This window comes from Streptomyces xantholiticus (assembly GCF_014651015.1).
Classification (GTDB): Bacteria; Actinomycetota; Actinomycetes; order Streptomycetales; family Streptomycetaceae; genus Streptomyces; species Streptomyces xantholiticus.
The window spans coordinates 201,386-216,945 of the sequence record NZ_BMWB01000008.1 but is presented as its reverse complement, the minus strand read 5'-3'; the positions used below and the strand labels follow the sequence as shown (position 1 = coordinate 216,945).

The window sequence follows — 15,560 nt, the reverse complement described above, 5'->3', positions numbered from 1 at the left end:
ATGCCACGGCCTATCCCGCCGTGCCCGGGCGGGGCGACCAGCTCCACGGGTAGGCGTCCGGGCCCATGCCCACCACGGTGGGCCCCCCGCCGGTGATGACCGGCGCGGGGGCGTCCAGGGACATCGGGCCGGTGGTACGGGTCAGCAGCCGGCCGTTGTGGTGGACCTGAATCCGGCCGTGCAGATCCCGTCCCACGACGGCGTGGCCCCGCGGCCCGGCGCTCTTCGGCCCGCGGGCCCCGGCGGCCTCCGGGGCCGCGACTGCGTCGAGCGGCCCGTACCCGTCGAAGCGGATGCCCGCCAGCCGCTTGCCGTCCGCCGTGAACACGACCGTCCCGGGAGCCGCGCTGCCGCGTGCGTCGGCCGGGCCCTCTCGCTTCCACGGGGCCTCCGCGCGGTACATCAGCTGCACCGTTCCGTCCGCGCCGACCAGCGCGGCGGGCCGGTCCACGGCGGCCGGGAGTCTGTCGGCGGGCCGGTGGTGCAGCGGCCCGCCGCGTGCGTCCTGGGCCCAGTGATGGACCGTGTCGTGACCCGTGCCGAAGACATGGATCCGGCCCGCGCCGTCGACGAGAGTGGTCAGACCGTCCTGGACCTCGGCGTCCCCGTCCAGGGCCCGCCAGGTGCTCCAGCCGCCGTTCGCGTCACGGACCCGGGTGCTCACGCCCTTGTCCGCGTTGCGCACGAACAGATGGACCTGTCCGTCGGGCGCGGCCACGGCCACCGGCACGCCGATGCGCCGTCCGCGGCCGTCGGAGCGTTCCGGGTTCCCGAGTCCCCGCCAGGCGTGGAACTCCCCGCCCGGGGTGCGCTGCTCGAGCAGCACGATCTCCCGCGAGTTGCCCCCTCTGTGGCCGCTGATCCCGGAGAACCGCAGGGCGAAGATCAGCCGACGGCCGTCCGACAGGGCCGTCGTCCCCAGTGCGGGCGCGAGCGGACCGCCGCCGAGGTCGTCCGGCTCGCCCCAGATCCCGCTGCCCCGCTCGGTCTCCCGCCAGCGCACGGCACGCAGCCCCAGGACGCCGTAGGCGACGAGCCGGCCGTCAAGATCGGTGGCGACAGCCGGGCGTGGGCCGGGATAACGGTGGTGCGTGGACCGCACCCAGCCCTTCTTGTTGGTCAGGGGCCGCCCGCCGCCGACGTTGTAGTCGCCGCACCCTCCGCTGTTGCCGCATTCCCAGTCGGGATCACCGCCGTACGGGACCAGGTTCGCGGCCTTCCGCTCGATCACCTGCTGCGGCAGGTTCTTCGGCCAGTGGCGGTTGTAGTAGCCGCGGAAGGCGGTGGCGACGAAGGCCGGTATCCCGCCGCCGTCCTTGGTGCTCTCGGCGACCCAGCGCACCATGGCCGCCCAGCTGAAGGAGGCGACGGCCGTGTGGTCGGCGTGGTCCGAGAAGCCGGGCTGCTCGCTGTCGCGTTTGCGGGTCGCCTCGTCGCTGAACTGGATGTCCGGGTCCGGGTCGAGGGTGTGGATCACGGTCGGCCGGTACCGCTCCATCAGACCCACGAGGACGTCTATGAGCTCGTCGTAGTCGTAGTTGTCGGCCCTGCGGACGGGCGAGTCGTCGGCGATCGCCGTCCGTACGCTCAGCGCACGGTCGTGCCAGAGGCTCGGCAGGGCCATCCAGCGGCGCGGGGCGTGCATCGCGAGATTGAGGAAGATCAGCTCGACGCGGCGGTTGCCGTCGGCGAGCGTGTTGATCTCCGCCCGCCGGTCGCCGCGGAGCGTGGCGACGCCCTTCTGCCACTCCGTGAACTTGTCCAGACCGAGCAGGCTGGCGTAGGCCTGGCGCAGGCCTTGATGGCGGGCGGAGGAGTAGGCGCCCTTGTCGGCGGGAGCGTCGTCCCGCCCCGGTATGTGGTTCATGCCGTTGTGCTCGCCCGCCGTGACGTAGACGCAGACCAGCGGTACACCGGAGTCCAGGATCTGCTGGGCGTCCGGGTTCATGAAGTACAGGTCGTCGTCCGGGTGCGCGAGGATCTGCATCAGCTGCGCCCGCCGGGAGGTGGCGATGGGCATCCCGGGCGCGGGATCGGCGACCGGACCGGTCCGCCGCGGCGCCGGCACGGAACATGAGGTGAGGGTGGTGGAGGCAGCCGCCGCCAAGGCGGTCATCGCCGCGACGACGCTGCGCCGGCGGGGCCGGTTCGTGGCAGGGCGCAGCCCGGACACAGCTCTCTCGTTCACTTGTCGTGCTCCGTCCGCTTCCCCCCGCAGCGGCCGGGCGTCGCCCCCGTCTGCGTACCCTGATCTCCCCTGGAACGCGGAAGGGGCTGGTCAGCACCGGTTCCGCGTATGACTAGACGACCGTTCGAGGGGTGAGGTTGCCTCGACGTCCACGTGTAGTTCGGCACTCCCGAGCGGGCCGCGCGAGGGGCGTCCCGGGCACAGTCGCCGCCGATGATCGGCTGCGGGTACGGGCGCCGGGGGATGTGGCGGCCGTGGCAGTGGGCGGGAGCGTGAGGGCACGGAGCAGGGCGGCGGCAGGTGCCGTGGAACCGTCGGGCAACGGCAGTCGGCCAGAACGCGGGGCCACGACCGGCAGCCGCAGCGCCCGGCATGTCCCTACATGAGGGTCGGTACCTCGCCGGCGCCCGCATGGGCCACCGTCGTGTGCGCGAACCCCTTCAGCCACGGGGCCGCGATCTCCGCCAGGCGCTCCCGGCCGGGCGGGGTCGGGCCGAGGCCGATCGCGTAGCGGACGGGGACGGTGGTGAACGGCCGGGGCCAGGCGTGGACGCCCTGCTCGGGCAGGGCCGTCAGCAGCGCGCGCATCCTGCCGCGGACCCGGCCCTCCTCCGCCGGGTCGGCCACGGTCACGACCGCCCAGGCCGCGTGGCGGCGGTGCAGCGGGGGAGGGGTGAGCAGCTCGCCTGTAGGTCGGTCCTCGCCGAGGAGCTCCCAGGCGTGGAACAGCTCCTGGGTGAGCAGGTCCCGCATGCCGGAAGTGACCTGGTCGGAGCAGGGGCGCACCGGCTCGCTCGGGGTCAGGACCGTGACCGGCAAGTCAGGGCGGGCCGGGCCGTCGCCGATCGGCTCGCGCCAGTCCCAGGCGGCCCAGGTGGCGAAGAAGTGGCGGAGCAGTTCGTCGGACGGCAGGTCGCCGGCCTCCCGGACCGTACGGGCCGCGAGTACGGACCAGGCGAGGCCAGGGAGCCCGCCGAACGGGGCCGAGTCCAGACCGCGGGCCTTCGCCCACGTCTTGACCTGCCGGGTCAGGCGCGTGAACGCCTCGCGCTGCTCGCCGACGGAGGCGAGCAGCGCGTCCGCGTCGCTCACTGCGCTCAGCGCGATCGCCGCGTCCTCGCCCAACTCGGCCCGCCGGCCGACCGCTTCTGCCGGATCGGCCGTGCCGGTGGCGACGACGGCCAGATCGACGTCCAGGCCGTCGATGCTCAGCCGCAGCCCCGGGACGCGGGCACCGATCACCTCCCGTACACCCGTCGCCTCGGGCAGGGCGGCCGTCAACCGGGCTCGCACGGACGCGAGTTCGTCCGTTCCGGGCAGCGCCGCGACGAGGTCCAGGTCCGCACCGGGCAGCTCGCAGCCCATCCGGCGCGAGCCGACGACGTGGACCGCACCCTCGGGCAGCGCGCCGGCGACGCGGCGAGCGATCCGGGGAGCGTCACCGCCCTCGGCCCCGGCGCCGGGGCCCGGATCCGCCGCCTCCGGCGCCCAGCGCACCTCACCCGTCCCCAGCACCACCGTCGCCCGAACCCGCATCGGCTCGCCGCCGCGGCGCGACAGGAGAACCAGCTCGCCCACGGGGGCGGAGAGCGGAGGCAGACGGGTCTCGCACTCGGCGGTGAGCCGCTGCGGTTCCGTCGTCCGGCCCAGGCTCAGATGAGGCGTGAAGCCCTCATGGCGGCCACGGCAGCGGGGAAACCGCTGCTCCAGAGCCCGCCGAAGCTCCTGCCACGGCTGATCGCCGGCCGCCGCCGGGTCGAGCCACACCGTCGCGTCCTCGCGGTGGCCGAAGCTGTGCACGCCCTCCAGACGGGCGGTGAACGGTGCGACGGCCGACACCGCCTCCGTGAGCAGGGGGAGCGCGGCGTCGAAGTCGCACTCCGGTACGAAACCGAAGAGCACGTTGACGTGCGGCGGCCAGCGGTGGATCTGCGGGTCGTGGTCCCGGCGGATGTCCTGGATCGGCGCCCACAGCCCGGCGGGCGGGATCCACGCCACGGCGGTACGGGCCGTCGGCCGTACGCCGAGAACACGCCGCCCCTCGTGCACCGGGCCGAGGTCGACCGCCACGCCGTAGTGGTCGGAGACGTGCAGACCCCCGGCGGTCGGGGTCTCGCCGAGCAGCTCCGCCGACTCGGTGACCAGGCCGTCCGCCCGCAGCAGCACCCGGTCCAGCCGCGCCGCCCGCCCGGACCGGGAGGAGACAGCGGCCAGCGGGTTGGCGGCAGGGGCGAAGGTGGGGGTCGTGTCGGCGGGGCCGTGCACCTCGCTCCACGCGTCGCGCATACCGAGCGTCGTCTGCGGCGCGTCCGTGCCGTCGTTGAAGTCCCCGACGAGGATCACGTCACCGGCCAAGGCCGCCAGCCCCTCGGCGATGCGGGCCAGTTCGGCCTCCCGCCGTACCTCGCCGTCGTCCGAGTGGTCGCTGCTGAGATGCGTGGCGGCGATCGTGACCGGGCCGGCGATCGTGTCGACGACGATCGCGCCGACCGCCTTGTGCGGCCCGAGGGCGTGGTGGCCCACCTCCCGTACCGGCAGTCGGCTGAGCAGCAGCAGCCCGCATTCGTCGATGTCACGGCCGGCCGGATCGGTCGCGAGCGTGTACCCGTCACGCACCCACGGCGTTCGCAGCAGCATGACGAGCAGCTCCGGCTCGACCTCCTGGAGCGCGATGACGTCCGCGTCGGCGTCGCGCAGGGCGTCGATCAGCAGCGGGCGGCGCAGCGCGGTGTCGATGCGGTCGGAGTCGTACCGGTCCCACAGGGTGTTCCAGGTCAGGACGCGCAGGCCGCCCGCGACTCCCTTCGGTGTGTGCGCGGGCACCCAGCCGTCGCGGTCCCACACGTACGGCGTCCGTGCCGTGAAGAACGGCGCCCGCAGCCGGCGCGCCTCCCGCACCCGCCCGGCCCCGGTGTCGTCGATGCGGTCCACGCCCGTCGCCCGGTCCCAGACGAGTTCGCCGTCCGCCTCGAAGAACAGCACCCTGTGCCAGGGGATGTCGCCGCCGGGCACGAACGCCGACAGCGGCATCCGCTTGGGTGCGGCCTCCCGCCGGCGCACGCCGATCACGAAGCGGGCCGGGTCGAAGCGCGCGTCCCAGCGGATGCGGTGGTAGATCTCCTCGCTGGTGCGCACGGCTACGTCTCCTCCTCCACGGTCCCGCTCGCCCCGATGTACCAGGTGCGGTGCGCCTGGCCCGGATACGGCGGGACGAACCGGTGCAGCTGGGCGGTCAGTACCTCCGGCGGCACGGGGTGCTCGCCGGTCGCGTTGCGCCGCACCAGCTCGTCCTCGTCGACCAGCACCACTGCATGGGTCGTCAGTGCGTTCCGGCGGTTCGCGACCGCGTGGACCCGGGATCGTTGGTGCGGCCCCAGCGACGTGGCGTCCCACACCACGGTCCCGCCGGCGGCCAGGGCCGTGTCAAGCCGGTCGAGCCCGGCGCGCAGCACGTCGCCGTTGGCCTTCTGGTCGGCGCGGCAACCCCGTGCCGCGCGCAGGTCGTCGAGGCAGACGTACGCGTCGACGCCCCTGAGGCTCCGGGCGAAGGTGCTCTTGCCGCTGCCGGACGGGCCGACCATGTGGATCAGTCGCGGGAAGTCGCCGTCCCGCCACCGCCAGGTCGCCGCGACGGCCTCCTCTGCGGAGCCGATACGCCCGTCCGCGTACGCGAGCCGCGCCTCGGCACGGCAGCGGGCGGCGGCGTGGGGCTCCAGATCGGCGAACGCCTCCGCCAGGTCCTTCAGCGGCGTGATCTCCTCGGCGTGCAGCTCCGACCAGGCGACCTGCTCCCGGGCCTCCGCCGTCTCTGCCGTTGCCGCCGCGACGGCGTGCAGGACATCCAGGTCCACGGCGTACGACATCCGCACCAGGCCCGCGCGGCGGTCCTCGTCCGGGTACGGCCGGTGCAGCGCGGTGTGCAGTCCGACCAGGTCCGCGAGTTGCCGGGCGAGCGGCGTCCCGAGCAGCGGCGCCAGCTTCGGCCCCAGTGCGGCCCGCCGCTCCTGGTGCAGCAGCGCGGCCAGTACCCCGGCGAGCCGGGCGTCGCCCGTGCGCCCTCCCTGGTCCAGCCGCGCGAGGGCGCCGGTGTCCCCCTCACCCAGTACCCGCGCGTCGACGGCGGCCCCGGACCGTACGTCCCACAACGCGGCGCCCGCCCCGAGCCCGTTCTCGACGACGGCCGCGTGCATCCAGTGCGTGTCGGTCCGCACATGCCCGGCCCGCACCCACTTGGCGACCCGCTGCCCGAACTCCTCGGCCATGAAGCCGTCAGCGGCCCGGACGACGTATCCCTCCTGGCGTTCGAGATCCGGCTTCAGCGCACGCAACGCCCGTTCGTCGAAGACCCCGCGCCACAGCACGCGCGGCACCGGAACCCCCAGGTCGCGCAGGAAGCGGACGGTGCGGTCCCAGTCCAGGCACCGGCCGAGCTCGTCCCACACGGAGAACCCGTAGAAGTAGCTCTCCAGGTCGTCGTACGCGATCGAGTGCCGGGCGTACATGTTCTCCCCGCACACCCGCCACCCCACCGGGATCCCGTGCGCGATCCGGCCCTGCAGTGCCTTGACCCACGCCCGCGACGGATGGTGCGCCGAGTCGAGCGATCGCGCGTGCAGCCCGTCCGAGTAGAGCGTGGTGTTCTCCCCGTCGAGCTTCTCCGTGACGACGACCTCCCGCCCGCGCAGTCCGGTCAGGTCCGCCACCCGTATGTCGTCCGAGGTCGCGCCGGGCGACCACGGCAGATGCGGCGTGCGTGGATAGTGCGTGCGCATGGCGAACCGAGACCCCCGTGGTCGATGACGTGCCCGGTCACTGTAGGAGCGCGACCGATGCCTCCTCGACCGAATAAGCACGTTTCAGGCGTGGGTGAGCCGCGGGTCGGCCCAGGAGGCGGTGGGAGTGGGCGGCGCACAGCCCCACCCGTCGCCGGGGCCTCGAAGAGTGCCGCCCGGTCACCCGAACCTGCTGTGCCCGACCGGGGCTCGGCGTGCCGAGTGTTTGACACGCAACCCTCGCGGGGTAATCTTCTCGGCTCGATTGGCCAGGGCGCACAGCCGTGTGGCAGACTGTCCGGGTTGCTCGGTTGAGTGCCGATGCTGCGCGCCTCCCGCCGGGAGGACCGGAAGCGAGTCCCACAGTACTCGTCGCCCCTGATCAGGAGCGGACGTACGGGAATCTTCCGGGAAGTGTCAGCGGGGTACCGGCCAGGCACTCGGCGGGAGCTCTTCCCCCGATACGCGGCCGCAGGCCGCACCCCCTTGGTTGGGAAATCCTTCGGGAGATCTTCGTAGAGGGAGTGCGACACGCCCGACCGCGTGGGTCGGAGAAGAGAGCAGTACCCGCCGGGTTCCAGAGCGTTTCACTAGACAAAGGACTACTGAGTAGCCATGGCGGGACAGAAGATCCGCATCCGGCTCAAGGCCTACGACCACGAGGTCATCGACTCCTCGGCGAAGAAGATCGTCGAGACGGTGACCCGCACTGGTGCGTCGGTCGCGGGCCCGGTGCCGCTGCCCACTGAGAAGAACGTGTACTGCGTCATCAAGTCGCCGCACAAGTACAAGGACTCGCGCGAGCACTTCGAGATGCGCACGCACAAGCGCCTGATCGACATCCTCGACCCGACGCCCAAGACCGTTGACTCGTTGATGCGCCTGGACCTTCCGGCCGGCGTCGACATCGAGATCAAGCTCTGAGAGGCGCGGAAGAGATGGCTAAGCAGATCAAGGGCGTCCTGGGCGAGAAGCTCGGCATGACCCAGGTCTGGGACGAGAACAACCGTGTCGTCCCGGTGACCGTTGTCAAGGCCGGGCCCTGCGTCGTCACCCAGGTCCGTACGAACGACATCGACGGCTACGAGTCGGTCCAGATCGCCTTCGGCGAGATCGACCCTCGCAAGGTGAACAAGCCCCTCAAGGGCCACTTCGCCAAGGCCGACGTGACCCCCCGCCGCCACCTGGTGGAGCTCCGCACCCCTGACGCCAGCGAGTACACGCTGGGCCAGGAGATCACTGCCGAGGTGTTCGAGTCCGGCGTCAAGGTCGACGTCACGGGCAAGAGCAAGGGCAAGGGCTTCGCCGGTGTCATGAAGCGTCACAACTTCAAGGGCCTCGGCGCCGGTCACGGCACCCAGCGCAAGCACCGCTCTCCCGGCTCCATCGGTGGCTGTGCCACCCCGGGCCGTGTGTTCAAGGGCCTCCGCATGGCGGGCCGCATGGGCAACGAGCGGGTCACCACCCAGAACCTGACCGTTCACGCCGTTGACGCGGAGAAGGGTCTGCTCCTCATCAAGGGCGCAGTTCCTGGTCCGAACGGCGGCCTGGTCCTGGTCCGCACTGCGGCCAAGGGGGCCTGAGGACTATGAGCACCATTGACATTCTGTCGCCCGCAGGCGACAAGTCCGGGACCGTCGAGCTCCCGGCCGAGATCTTCGACGCCAAGGTCAGCATCCCGCTGATCCACCAGGTCGTCGTCGCGCAGCTGGCCGCTGCCCGCCAGGGCACGCACAAGGTCAAGACGCGTGGCGAGGTCCGCGGTGGTGGCAAGAAGCCTTACCGCCAGAAGGGCACCGGCCGCGCCCGTCAGGGTTCGACCCGTGCGCCGCAGTTCGCCGGCGGTGGCGTCGTCCACGGCCCCGTGCCGCGTGACTACTCGCAGCGGACCCCGAAGAAGATGAAGGCCGCCGCCCTGCGCGGTGCCCTCACCGACCGGGCCCGCAACTCCCGTATCCACGTCGTCTCCGGCGTGGTCGAGGGCGAGGTCTCCACCAAGGCAGCGAAGACGCTGTTCGGCAAGATCTCGGAGCGCAAGAACCTGCTCCTGGTCGTCGAGCGCGCCGACGAGGCCGCGTGGCTGTCCGCCCGCAACCTGCCCCAGGTGCACATCCTGGAGCCGGGCCAGCTGAACACGTACGACGTGCTCGTCTCCGACGACGTGGTCTTCACCCAGGCCGCCTTCGAGTCCTTCGTGTCCGGCCCCAAGGCCGCCAACGACACCGAAGGGAGCGAGGCCTGATGTCCGAGGCCACGATCACCAGCAAGACCTTCACGGACCCGCGTGACGTTCTCGTCAAGCCGGTTGTCTCGGAGAAGAGCTACGCCCTGCTCGACGAGAACAAGTACACGTTCATCGTCGCGCCCGGCTCCAACAAGACCCAGATCAAGCAGGCCGTCGAGGCGGTCTTCTCGGTCAAGGTCACCGGGGTCAACACGATCAACCGCCAGGGCAAGCGCAAGCGCACCCGCACCGGTTTCGGCAAGCGCGCCAACACCAAGCGCGCCATCGTGACCCTTGCCGAGGGCGACCGTATCGACATCTTCGGCGGCCCGACCTCCTGACGGAGGTCGAGTCGTCCGGAATCGGACGAGGACTGAGAAATGGGTATCCGCAAGTACAAGCCGACGACCCCGGGCCGTCGTGGCTCCAGCGTCGCCGACTTTGTCGAGATCACGCGGTCCACGCCGGAGAAGTCGCTGGTCCGCCCCCTGCACAGCAAGGGCGGCCGTAACAACACCGGTCGTGTGACCGTCCGTCACCAGGGCGGTGGCCACAAGCGCGCCTACCGCGTGATCGACTTCCGTCGTCACGACAAGGACGGCGTGCCGGCCAAGGTCGCTCACATCGAGTACGACCCGAACCGCACCGCGCGCATCGCGCTCCTGCACTACGCGGACGGCGAGAAGCGCTACATCATCGCGCCGCGTGGCCTGAACCAGGGCGACCGTGTCGAGAACGGCCCGACCGCCGACATCAAGCCCGGCAACAACCTGGCGCTGCGCAACATCCCGGTCGGTACGACCATCCACGCCATCGAGCTGCGGCCCGGCGGCGGCGCGAAGTTCGCCCGCTCCGCGGGTGCCTCCGTGCAGCTGCTGGCGAAGGAGGGCCAGATGGCCCACCTGCGTATGCCGTCCGGCGAGATTCGCCTGATCGACATCCGCTGCCGCGCCACCGTCGGCGAGGTCGGCAATGCCGAGCAGTCGAACATCAACTGGGGCAAGGCCGGCCGCCTGCGCTGGAAGGGCGTTCGCCCGACCGTCCGCGGTGTCGCGATGAACCCGGTTGACCACCCGCACGGTGGTGGTGAGGGCAAGACCTCCGGTGGTCGCCACCCGGTCTCCCCGTGGGGTCAGAAGGAGGGTCGTACTCGTTCTCCCAAGAAGGCGAGCAACAAGTACATCGTCCGCCGCCGCAAGACGAACAAGAAGCGCTAGGAGCGGGTTTAGATGCCGCGCAGTCTCAAGAAGGGGCCCTTCGTCGACGACCACCTGATCAAGAAGGTGGATTCGCAGAACGAAGCCGGCACCAAGAACGTCATCAAGACCTGGTCCCGTCGCTCGATGATCGTCCCGGCCATGCTGGGCCACACGATCGCGGTGCACAACGGCAAGATCCATGTCCCGGTGTTCGTCACCGAGTCCATGGTCGGCCACAAGCTCGGCGAGTTCTCGCCGACTCGCACCTTCCGCGGCCACGTCAAGGACGACCGGAAGTCGAAGCGCCGCTAACCGCGGGGTGGAACGACTAATGACTTACACCGAAGGGACAACCATGGAAGCCAGGGCCCAGGCGCGGTACATCCGCGTCACGCCCATGAAGGCCCGCCGAGTGGTGGACCTCATCCGTGGCATGGATGCCACGGAGGCTCAGGCGGTCCTGCGTTTCGCCCCGCAGGCCGCGAGCGTGCCGGTCGGCAAGGTGCTGGACAGCGCCATTGCCAACGCCGCGCACAACTACGACCACACCGACGCCTCTTCGCTGGTCATCAGCGAGGCGTACGTGGACGAGGGCCCGACCCTGAAGCGGTTCCGTCCGCGTGCTCAGGGCCGTGCCTACCGGATCCGTAAGCGGACCAGCCACATCACCGTGGTCGTCAGCAGCAAGGAAGGAACCCGGTAATGGGCCAGAAGGTAAACCCGCACGGGTTCCGGCTCGGTATCACCACGGACTTCAAGTCCCGCTGGTACGCCGACAAGCTGTACAAGGACTACGTCAAGGAAGACGTCGCCATCCGTCGGATGATGACGTCCGGCATGGAGCGCGCCGGCATCTCGAAGGTCGAGATCGAGCGCACCCGTGACCGCGTGCGGGTGGACATCCACACCGCGCGTCCCGGCATCGTCATCGGCCGCCGTGGCGCCGAGGCCGACCGCATCCGCGGCGACCTCGAGAAGCTCACGGGCAAGCAGGTCCAGCTGAACATCCTCGAGGTCAAGAACCCCGAGGTCGACGCTCAGCTGGTGGCCCAGGCCGTTGCCGAGCAGCTGTCCTCCCGCGTCTCCTTCCGCCGCGCCATGCGTAAGAGCATGCAGTCGGCGATGAAGGCCGGCGCCAAGGGCATCAAGATCCAGTGTGGCGGCCGTCTCGGCGGCGCCGAGATGTCGCGCTCGGAGTTCTACCGCGAGGGTCGTGTGCCGCTGCACACGCTGCGCGCGAACGTCGAGTACGGCTTCTTCGAGGCCAAGACGACCTTCGGCCGTATCGGCGTGAAGGTCTGGATCTACAAGGGCGACGTCAAGAACATCGCCGAGGTCCGCGCCGAGAACGCTGCTGCCCGCGCCGGCAACCGCCCGGCCCGTGGTGGCGCCGACCGCCCGGCCCGTGGTGGCCGCGGTGGCGAGCGTGGCGGTCGCGGTCGCAAGCCGCAGCAGGCTCCGGCTGCCGAGGCCCCCAAGGCCGACGCTCCCGCCGCCGCTCCGGCTGCTGAGAGCACCGGAACGGAGGCCTGACCGACATGCTGATCCCCCGTAGGGTCAAGCACCGCAAGCAGCACCACCCCAAGCGCCGCGGTATGGCCAAGGGTGGTACGACGGTTGCGTTCGGCGAGTACGGCATCCAGGCCATGACTCCGGCGTACGTGACCAACCGCCAGATCGAGGCGGCTCGTATCGCGATGACCCGCCACATCAAGCGTGGCGGCAAGGTCTGGATCAACATCTACCCGGACCGCCCGCTGACGAAGAAGCCCGCCGAGACCCGCATGGGTTCCGGTAAGGGTTCCCCCGAGTGGTGGGTCGCGAACGTGCACCCGGGCCGGGTCATGTTCGAGCTGTCCTACCCGAACGAGAAGATTGCACGTGAGGCTCTGACTCGTGCGGCTCACAAGCTGCCGATGAAGTGCCGGATCGTCAAGCGCGAGGCAGGTGAAGCGTGATGTCGGCCGGTACCAAGGCGTCCGAGCTGCGCGAGCTGGGCAACGAGGAGCTTGTTGCCAAGCTCCGCGAGGCCAAGGAAGAGCTGTTCAACCTCCGCTTCCAGGCGGCGACCGGTCAGCTCGAGAACCACGGCCGGCTGAAGGCCGTCCGCAAGGACATCGCCCGGATCTACACCCTGATGCGTGAGCGCGAGCTGGGCATCGAGACGGTGGAGAGCGCCTGATGAGCGAGAGCAATGTGACTGAAGACAAGACCGCCCGCGGTTTCCGCAAGACCCGTGAGGGTCTCGTCGTCAGCGACAAGATGGACAAGACCGTCGTCGTCGCCGTCGAGGACCGCGTGAAGCACGCGCTGTACGGCAAGGTCATCCGCCGTACCAACAAGCTCAAGGCGCACGACGAGCAGAACGCTGCCGGCGTCGGCGACCGCGTCCTCATCATGGAGACGCGTCCGCTGTCGGCGACCAAGCGCTGGCGCATCGTCGAGATCCTCGAGAAGGCCAAGTAATTGCTTGGAGGGGTAACCCTTCGAGTTCGTTCCGCCAGGCTCGGCAGGGGTGTCACTGACACCCCTGCCGGGAACCGGCAGACAATCAGGAGATAGACGTGATCCAGCAGGAGTCGCGACTGCGCGTCGCCGACAACACTGGTGCCAAGGAGATCCTTTGCATCCGTGTTCTCGGTGGCTCCGGTCGCCGCTACGCGGGCATCGGTGACGTCATCGTCGCCACCGTCAAGGACGCGATCCCCGGTGGCAACGTGAAGAAGGGTGACGTCGTCAAGGCGGTCATCGTTCGCACCGTCAAGGAGCGCCGCCGCCAGGACGGCTCGTACATCCGCTTCGACGAGAACGCCGCCGTCATTCTGAAGAACGACGGCGACCCTCGCGGCACCCGTATCTTCGGCCCCGTGGGCCGTGAGCTGCGCGAGAAGAAGTTCATGAAGATCATCTCGCTCGCGCCGGAGGTGCTGTAAGCATGAAGATCAAGAAGGGCGACCTGGTTCAGGTCATCACCGGTAAGGACAAGGGCAAGCAGGGCAAGGTCATCGCGGCCTTCCCCCGCGAGGACCGCGTCCTGGTCGAGGGTGTCAACCGGGTCAAGAAGCACACGAAGGCCGGTCAGACCGCTCGCGGTTCGCAGACCGGTGGCATCGTCACGACCGAGGCCCCGATCCACGTGAGCAACGTTCAGCTCGTCGTGGAGAAGGACGGCAACAAGGTCGTCACGCGCGTCGGTTACCGCTTCGACGACGAGGGCAACAAGATCCGCGTTGCCAAGCGGACGGGTGAGGACATCTGATGGCTACCACCACCACTCCGCGTCTGAAGACGAAGTACCGCGAGGAGATCGCGGGCAAGCTGCGTGAGGAGTTCTCCTACGAGAACGTCATGCAGGTCCCGGGCCTCGTCAAGATCGTGGTCAACATGGGTGTGGGCGACGCCGCCCGCGACTCCAAGCTGATCGACGGCGCGATTCGCGACCTCACCACGATCACCGGTCAGAAGCCGGCCGTCACCAAGGCCCGCAAGTCCATCGCGCAGTTCAAGCTGCGTGAGGGCCAGCCGATCGGTGCCCACGTCACGCTCCGTGGCGACCGCATGTGGGAGTTCCTGGACCGCACCCTGTCGCTCGCGCTCCCGCGCATCCGCGACTTCCGCGGCCTGTCCCCCAAGCAGTTCGACGGCCGTGGCAACTACACCTTCGGTCTCACGGAGCAGGTCATGTTCCACGAGATCGACCAGGACAAGATCGACCGCGTCCGGGGTATGGACATCACCGTGGTCACCACGGCGACCAACGACGCTGAGGGCCGCGCGCTTCTCCGTCACCTCGGCTTCCCGTTCAAGGAGGCGTAAGCGAGATGGCGAAGAAGGCTCTGATTGCCAAGGCTGCTCGTAAGCCCAAGTTCGGTGTGCGTGCGTACACCCGCTGCCAGCGCTGCGGCCGTCCGCACTCCGTGTACCGCAAGTTCGGCCTGTGCCGCGTGTGCCTTCGTGAGATGGCTCACCGTGGCGAGCTGCCGGGCGTGACCAAGAGCTCCTGGTAGTCCCTTAATCGGGAAAACCGGAGTCTCTCGGTAAGCAGAGGGTTGGCAGGGGCCCTTCTCTCCATGGCTTAGGCTAGGAGGGTTGGGCGTCTGCCGCCCGTACGACTTACTACGCCGTAGGTCCCCGCGCCGCACCCGTCCCGCCTCAGTGTGGGGAGAGGGATGGCGCATACAGGAAACCCCGGCGAGAGAGGCCGAAGGCCAATTCATGACCATGACTGATCCGATCGCAGACATGCTGACGCGTCTGCGTAACGCGAACTCGGCGTACCACGACTCCGTGGTGATGCCGCACAGCAAGATCAAGTCGCACATCGCCGAGATCCTCCAGCAGGAGGGTTTCATCACCGGCTGGAAGGTCGAGGACGCCGAGGTCGGCAAGAACCTCGTCCTCGAGCTGAAGTTCGGCCCGAACCGTGAGCGTTCGATCGCCGGCATCAAGCGCATCTCCAAGCCGGGTCTGCGCGTTTACGCGAAGTCCACCAACCTGCCGAAGGTCCTCGGCGGCCTGGGCGTGGCGATCATCTCCACGTCCCACGGTCTCCTGACCGGCCAGCAGGCTCAGAAGAAGGGCGTGGGTGGGGAAGTCCTCGCCTACGTCTGGTAGTCGGGAACGGAGGAAAAGCTCATGTCGCGAATCGGCAAGCTCCCCATCCAGGTTCCCGCCGGTGTGGACGTCACCATCGATGGCCGCACGGTCACCGTGAAGGGTTCCAAGGGCACCCTCACGCACACCGTCGCCGCGCCGATCGAGATTGTTAAGGGCGAGGAGGGCGTGCTCAACGTCACCCGTCCCAACGACGAGCGTCAGAACAAGGCCCTGCACGGCCTGTCCCGCACGCTGGTGGCGAACATGATCACCGGTGTGACCCAGGGATACACCAAGGCGCTCGAGATCAGCGGTGTCGGTTACCGCGTCGCCGCGAAGGGCTCCAACCTGGAGTTCCAGCTCGGCTACAGCCACCCGATCCTGGTGGAGGCCCCCGAGGGCATCTCCTTCAAGGTCGAGTCGCCGACCAAGTTCTCGGTCGAGGGCATCGACAAGCAGAAGGTCGGCGAGGTCGCCGCGAACATCCGCAAGCTGCGCAAGCCCGACCCGTACAAGGCCAAGGGCGTGAAGTACGCGGGCGAGGTCATCCGCCGCAAGGTCGGAAAGGCGGGTAAGTAAGC

At 69.6% G+C, this 15,560-nt stretch carries 20 protein-coding genes; 17 read left to right on the top strand and 3 right to left on the bottom strand.

What is annotated here, in order from left to right; genetic code table 11:
- Positions 1-10 precede the first annotated feature (10 nt).
- From IE198_RS15630 to IE198_RS15620, 3 genes are all read right to left on the bottom strand, one after another.
- A complete protein-coding gene (locus IE198_RS15630) occupies positions 11-2,116 on the bottom strand; it encodes a PIG-L family deacetylase (RefSeq protein ID WP_189886961.1) in 2,106 nt (701 codons plus the stop codon).
- Between the two features lie 450 nt (positions 2,117-2,566).
- Positions 2,567-5,323 (bottom strand): poly(A) polymerase, encoded by a 2,757-nt coding sequence (locus IE198_RS15625; RefSeq protein WP_189886876.1) that lies wholly within the window; start codon positions 5,321-5,323, stop codon positions 2,567-2,569.
- Between the two features lie 2 nt (positions 5,324-5,325).
- Positions 5,326-6,960: an RNA ligase family protein gene (locus tag IE198_RS15620; protein WP_189886874.1), complete on the bottom strand. Its 1,635-nt coding sequence runs from the start codon at positions 6,958-6,960 to the stop codon at positions 5,326-5,328.
- Between the two features lie 615 nt (positions 6,961-7,575).
- On the opposite strand from IE198_RS15620, the gene rpsJ reads away from it, so the two are divergent.
- From rpsJ to rplF, 17 genes are all read left to right on the top strand, one after another.
- A complete protein-coding gene (gene rpsJ / locus IE198_RS15615; RefSeq protein WP_003948644.1) occupies positions 7,576-7,884 on the top strand; it encodes a 30S ribosomal protein S10 in 309 nt (102 codons plus the stop codon).
- A 14-nt stretch (positions 7,885-7,898) separates the two neighbouring features.
- Positions 7,899-8,543, top strand: coding sequence for a 50S ribosomal protein L3 (gene rplC / locus IE198_RS15610; RefSeq protein ID WP_005313592.1), 645 nt, complete (start codon positions 7,899-7,901; stop codon positions 8,541-8,543).
- A 5-nt stretch (positions 8,544-8,548) separates the two neighbouring features.
- Complete coding sequence (gene rplD, locus IE198_RS15605) at positions 8,549-9,202, top strand: 50S ribosomal protein L4 (RefSeq protein ID WP_189886872.1); 654 nt, start codon at positions 8,549-8,551, stop codon at positions 9,200-9,202.
- Positions 9,202-9,525 carry a 50S ribosomal protein L23 gene (rplW, locus tag IE198_RS15600; protein ID WP_147987681.1) on the top strand — a complete coding sequence of 108 codons (324 nt, stop codon included), beginning with the start codon at positions 9,202-9,204 and terminating at the stop codon, positions 9,523-9,525. The genes rplD and rplW overlap by 1 nt, the downstream gene beginning before the upstream one ends.
- Before the next feature lie 39 nt (positions 9,526-9,564).
- Positions 9,565-10,401: a 50S ribosomal protein L2 gene (rplB, locus tag IE198_RS15595; RefSeq protein WP_189886870.1), complete on the top strand. Its 837-nt coding sequence runs from the start codon at positions 9,565-9,567 to the stop codon at positions 10,399-10,401.
- Positions 10,402-10,413: 12 nt separating this feature from the next.
- Positions 10,414-10,695: a 30S ribosomal protein S19 gene (gene rpsS / locus IE198_RS15590; RefSeq protein ID WP_189886868.1), complete on the top strand. Its 282-nt coding sequence runs from the start codon at positions 10,414-10,416 to the stop codon at positions 10,693-10,695.
- Positions 10,696-10,738: 43 nt separating this feature from the next.
- Positions 10,739-11,086, top strand: coding sequence for a 50S ribosomal protein L22 (rplV, locus tag IE198_RS15585; RefSeq protein ID WP_004571827.1), 348 nt, complete (start codon positions 10,739-10,741; stop codon positions 11,084-11,086).
- Positions 11,086-11,916, top strand: a complete 831-nt coding sequence (rpsC, locus tag IE198_RS15580; RefSeq protein WP_005313583.1) for a 30S ribosomal protein S3 — start codon at positions 11,086-11,088, stop codon at positions 11,914-11,916. Before rplV ends, rpsC begins: the two co-directional genes overlap by 1 nt.
- Before the next feature lie 5 nt (positions 11,917-11,921).
- Positions 11,922-12,341, top strand: coding sequence for a 50S ribosomal protein L16 (gene rplP / locus IE198_RS15575; RefSeq protein WP_005313579.1), 420 nt, complete (start codon positions 11,922-11,924; stop codon positions 12,339-12,341).
- A complete protein-coding gene (gene rpmC, locus IE198_RS15570) occupies positions 12,341-12,565 on the top strand; it encodes a 50S ribosomal protein L29 (RefSeq protein ID WP_017949657.1) in 225 nt (74 codons plus the stop codon). The genes rplP and rpmC overlap by 1 nt, the downstream gene beginning before the upstream one ends.
- Positions 12,565-12,849 carry a 30S ribosomal protein S17 gene (gene rpsQ, locus IE198_RS15565; RefSeq protein WP_005313575.1) on the top strand — a complete coding sequence of 95 codons (285 nt, stop codon included), beginning with the start codon at positions 12,565-12,567 and terminating at the stop codon, positions 12,847-12,849. The genes rpmC and rpsQ overlap by 1 nt, the downstream gene beginning before the upstream one ends.
- A 98-nt stretch (positions 12,850-12,947) precedes the next feature.
- The gene (gene rplN, locus IE198_RS15560) at positions 12,948-13,316 is read left to right on the top strand and encodes a 50S ribosomal protein L14 (protein WP_003956455.1); all 369 of its coding nucleotides are present in this window, start codon (positions 12,948-12,950) and stop codon (positions 13,314-13,316) included.
- A gap of 2 nt (positions 13,317-13,318) precedes the next feature.
- Positions 13,319-13,642, top strand: coding sequence for a 50S ribosomal protein L24 (gene rplX / locus IE198_RS15555; RefSeq protein ID WP_019888758.1), 324 nt, complete (start codon positions 13,319-13,321; stop codon positions 13,640-13,642).
- On the top strand, positions 13,642-14,199 hold the full coding sequence (rplE, locus tag IE198_RS15550) for a 50S ribosomal protein L5 (protein WP_147987686.1): 558 nt from the start codon (positions 13,642-13,644) through the stop codon (positions 14,197-14,199). Before rplX ends, rplE begins: the two co-directional genes overlap by 1 nt.
- Positions 14,200-14,204: 5 nt before the next feature.
- Positions 14,205-14,390: a type Z 30S ribosomal protein S14 gene (locus IE198_RS15545; RefSeq protein WP_003956452.1), complete on the top strand. Its 186-nt coding sequence runs from the start codon at positions 14,205-14,207 to the stop codon at positions 14,388-14,390.
- A gap of 208 nt (positions 14,391-14,598) precedes the next feature.
- The gene (gene rpsH, locus IE198_RS15540) at positions 14,599-14,997 is read left to right on the top strand and encodes a 30S ribosomal protein S8 (RefSeq protein WP_005313538.1); all 399 of its coding nucleotides are present in this window, start codon (positions 14,599-14,601) and stop codon (positions 14,995-14,997) included.
- Positions 14,998-15,018: 21 nt separating this feature from the next.
- Positions 15,019-15,558 (top strand): 50S ribosomal protein L6, encoded by a 540-nt coding sequence (gene rplF, locus IE198_RS15535; RefSeq protein WP_100108607.1) that lies wholly within the window; start codon positions 15,019-15,021, stop codon positions 15,556-15,558.
- Positions 15,559-15,560: the final 2 nt, after the last annotated feature.

What these genes read in the sequence shown, in the direction of transcription:
- rpmC (WP_017949657.1), top strand. Translation starts at nt 12,341, where the DNA reads ATGTCGGCCGGTACCAAGGCGTCCGAGCTGCGCGAGCTGGGCAACGAG.
- rpsH (WP_005313538.1), top strand. Translation starts at nt 14,599, where the DNA reads ATGACCATGACTGATCCGATCGCAGACATGCTGACGCGTCTGCGTAAC.
- rplX (WP_019888758.1), top strand. Translation starts at nt 13,319, where the DNA reads ATGAAGATCAAGAAGGGCGACCTGGTTCAGGTCATCACCGGTAAGGAC.
- rplC (WP_005313592.1), top strand. Translation starts at nt 7,899, where the DNA reads ATGGCTAAGCAGATCAAGGGCGTCCTGGGCGAGAAGCTCGGCATGACC.
- rpsS (WP_189886868.1), top strand. Translation starts at nt 10,414, where the DNA reads ATGCCGCGCAGTCTCAAGAAGGGGCCCTTCGTCGACGACCACCTGATC.
- rplW (WP_147987681.1), top strand. Translation starts at nt 9,202, where the DNA reads ATGTCCGAGGCCACGATCACCAGCAAGACCTTCACGGACCCGCGTGAC.
- rplF (WP_100108607.1), top strand. Translation starts at nt 15,019, where the DNA reads ATGTCGCGAATCGGCAAGCTCCCCATCCAGGTTCCCGCCGGTGTGGAC.
- rpsQ (WP_005313575.1), top strand. Translation starts at nt 12,565, where the DNA reads ATGAGCGAGAGCAATGTGACTGAAGACAAGACCGCCCGCGGTTTCCGC.
- IE198_RS15545 (WP_003956452.1), top strand. Translation starts at nt 14,205, where the DNA reads ATGGCGAAGAAGGCTCTGATTGCCAAGGCTGCTCGTAAGCCCAAGTTC.
- IE198_RS15620 (WP_189886874.1), bottom strand. Translation starts at nt 6,960, where the DNA reads ATGCGCACGCACTATCCACGCACGCCGCATCTGCCGTGGTCGCCCGGC.
- rplD (WP_189886872.1), top strand. Translation starts at nt 8,549, where the DNA reads ATGAGCACCATTGACATTCTGTCGCCCGCAGGCGACAAGTCCGGGACC.
- rplP (WP_005313579.1), top strand. Translation starts at nt 11,922, where the DNA reads ATGCTGATCCCCCGTAGGGTCAAGCACCGCAAGCAGCACCACCCCAAG.
- rpsC (WP_005313583.1), top strand. Translation starts at nt 11,086, where the DNA reads ATGGGCCAGAAGGTAAACCCGCACGGGTTCCGGCTCGGTATCACCACG.
- rplV (WP_004571827.1), top strand. Translation starts at nt 10,739, where the DNA reads ATGGAAGCCAGGGCCCAGGCGCGGTACATCCGCGTCACGCCCATGAAG.
- IE198_RS15630 (WP_189886961.1), bottom strand. Translation starts at nt 2,116, where the DNA reads ATGACCGCCTTGGCGGCGGCTGCCTCCACCACCCTCACCTCATGTTCC.
- rpsJ (WP_003948644.1), top strand. Translation starts at nt 7,576, where the DNA reads ATGGCGGGACAGAAGATCCGCATCCGGCTCAAGGCCTACGACCACGAG.
- rplE (WP_147987686.1), top strand. Translation starts at nt 13,642, where the DNA reads ATGGCTACCACCACCACTCCGCGTCTGAAGACGAAGTACCGCGAGGAG.
- rplB (WP_189886870.1), top strand. Translation starts at nt 9,565, where the DNA reads ATGGGTATCCGCAAGTACAAGCCGACGACCCCGGGCCGTCGTGGCTCC.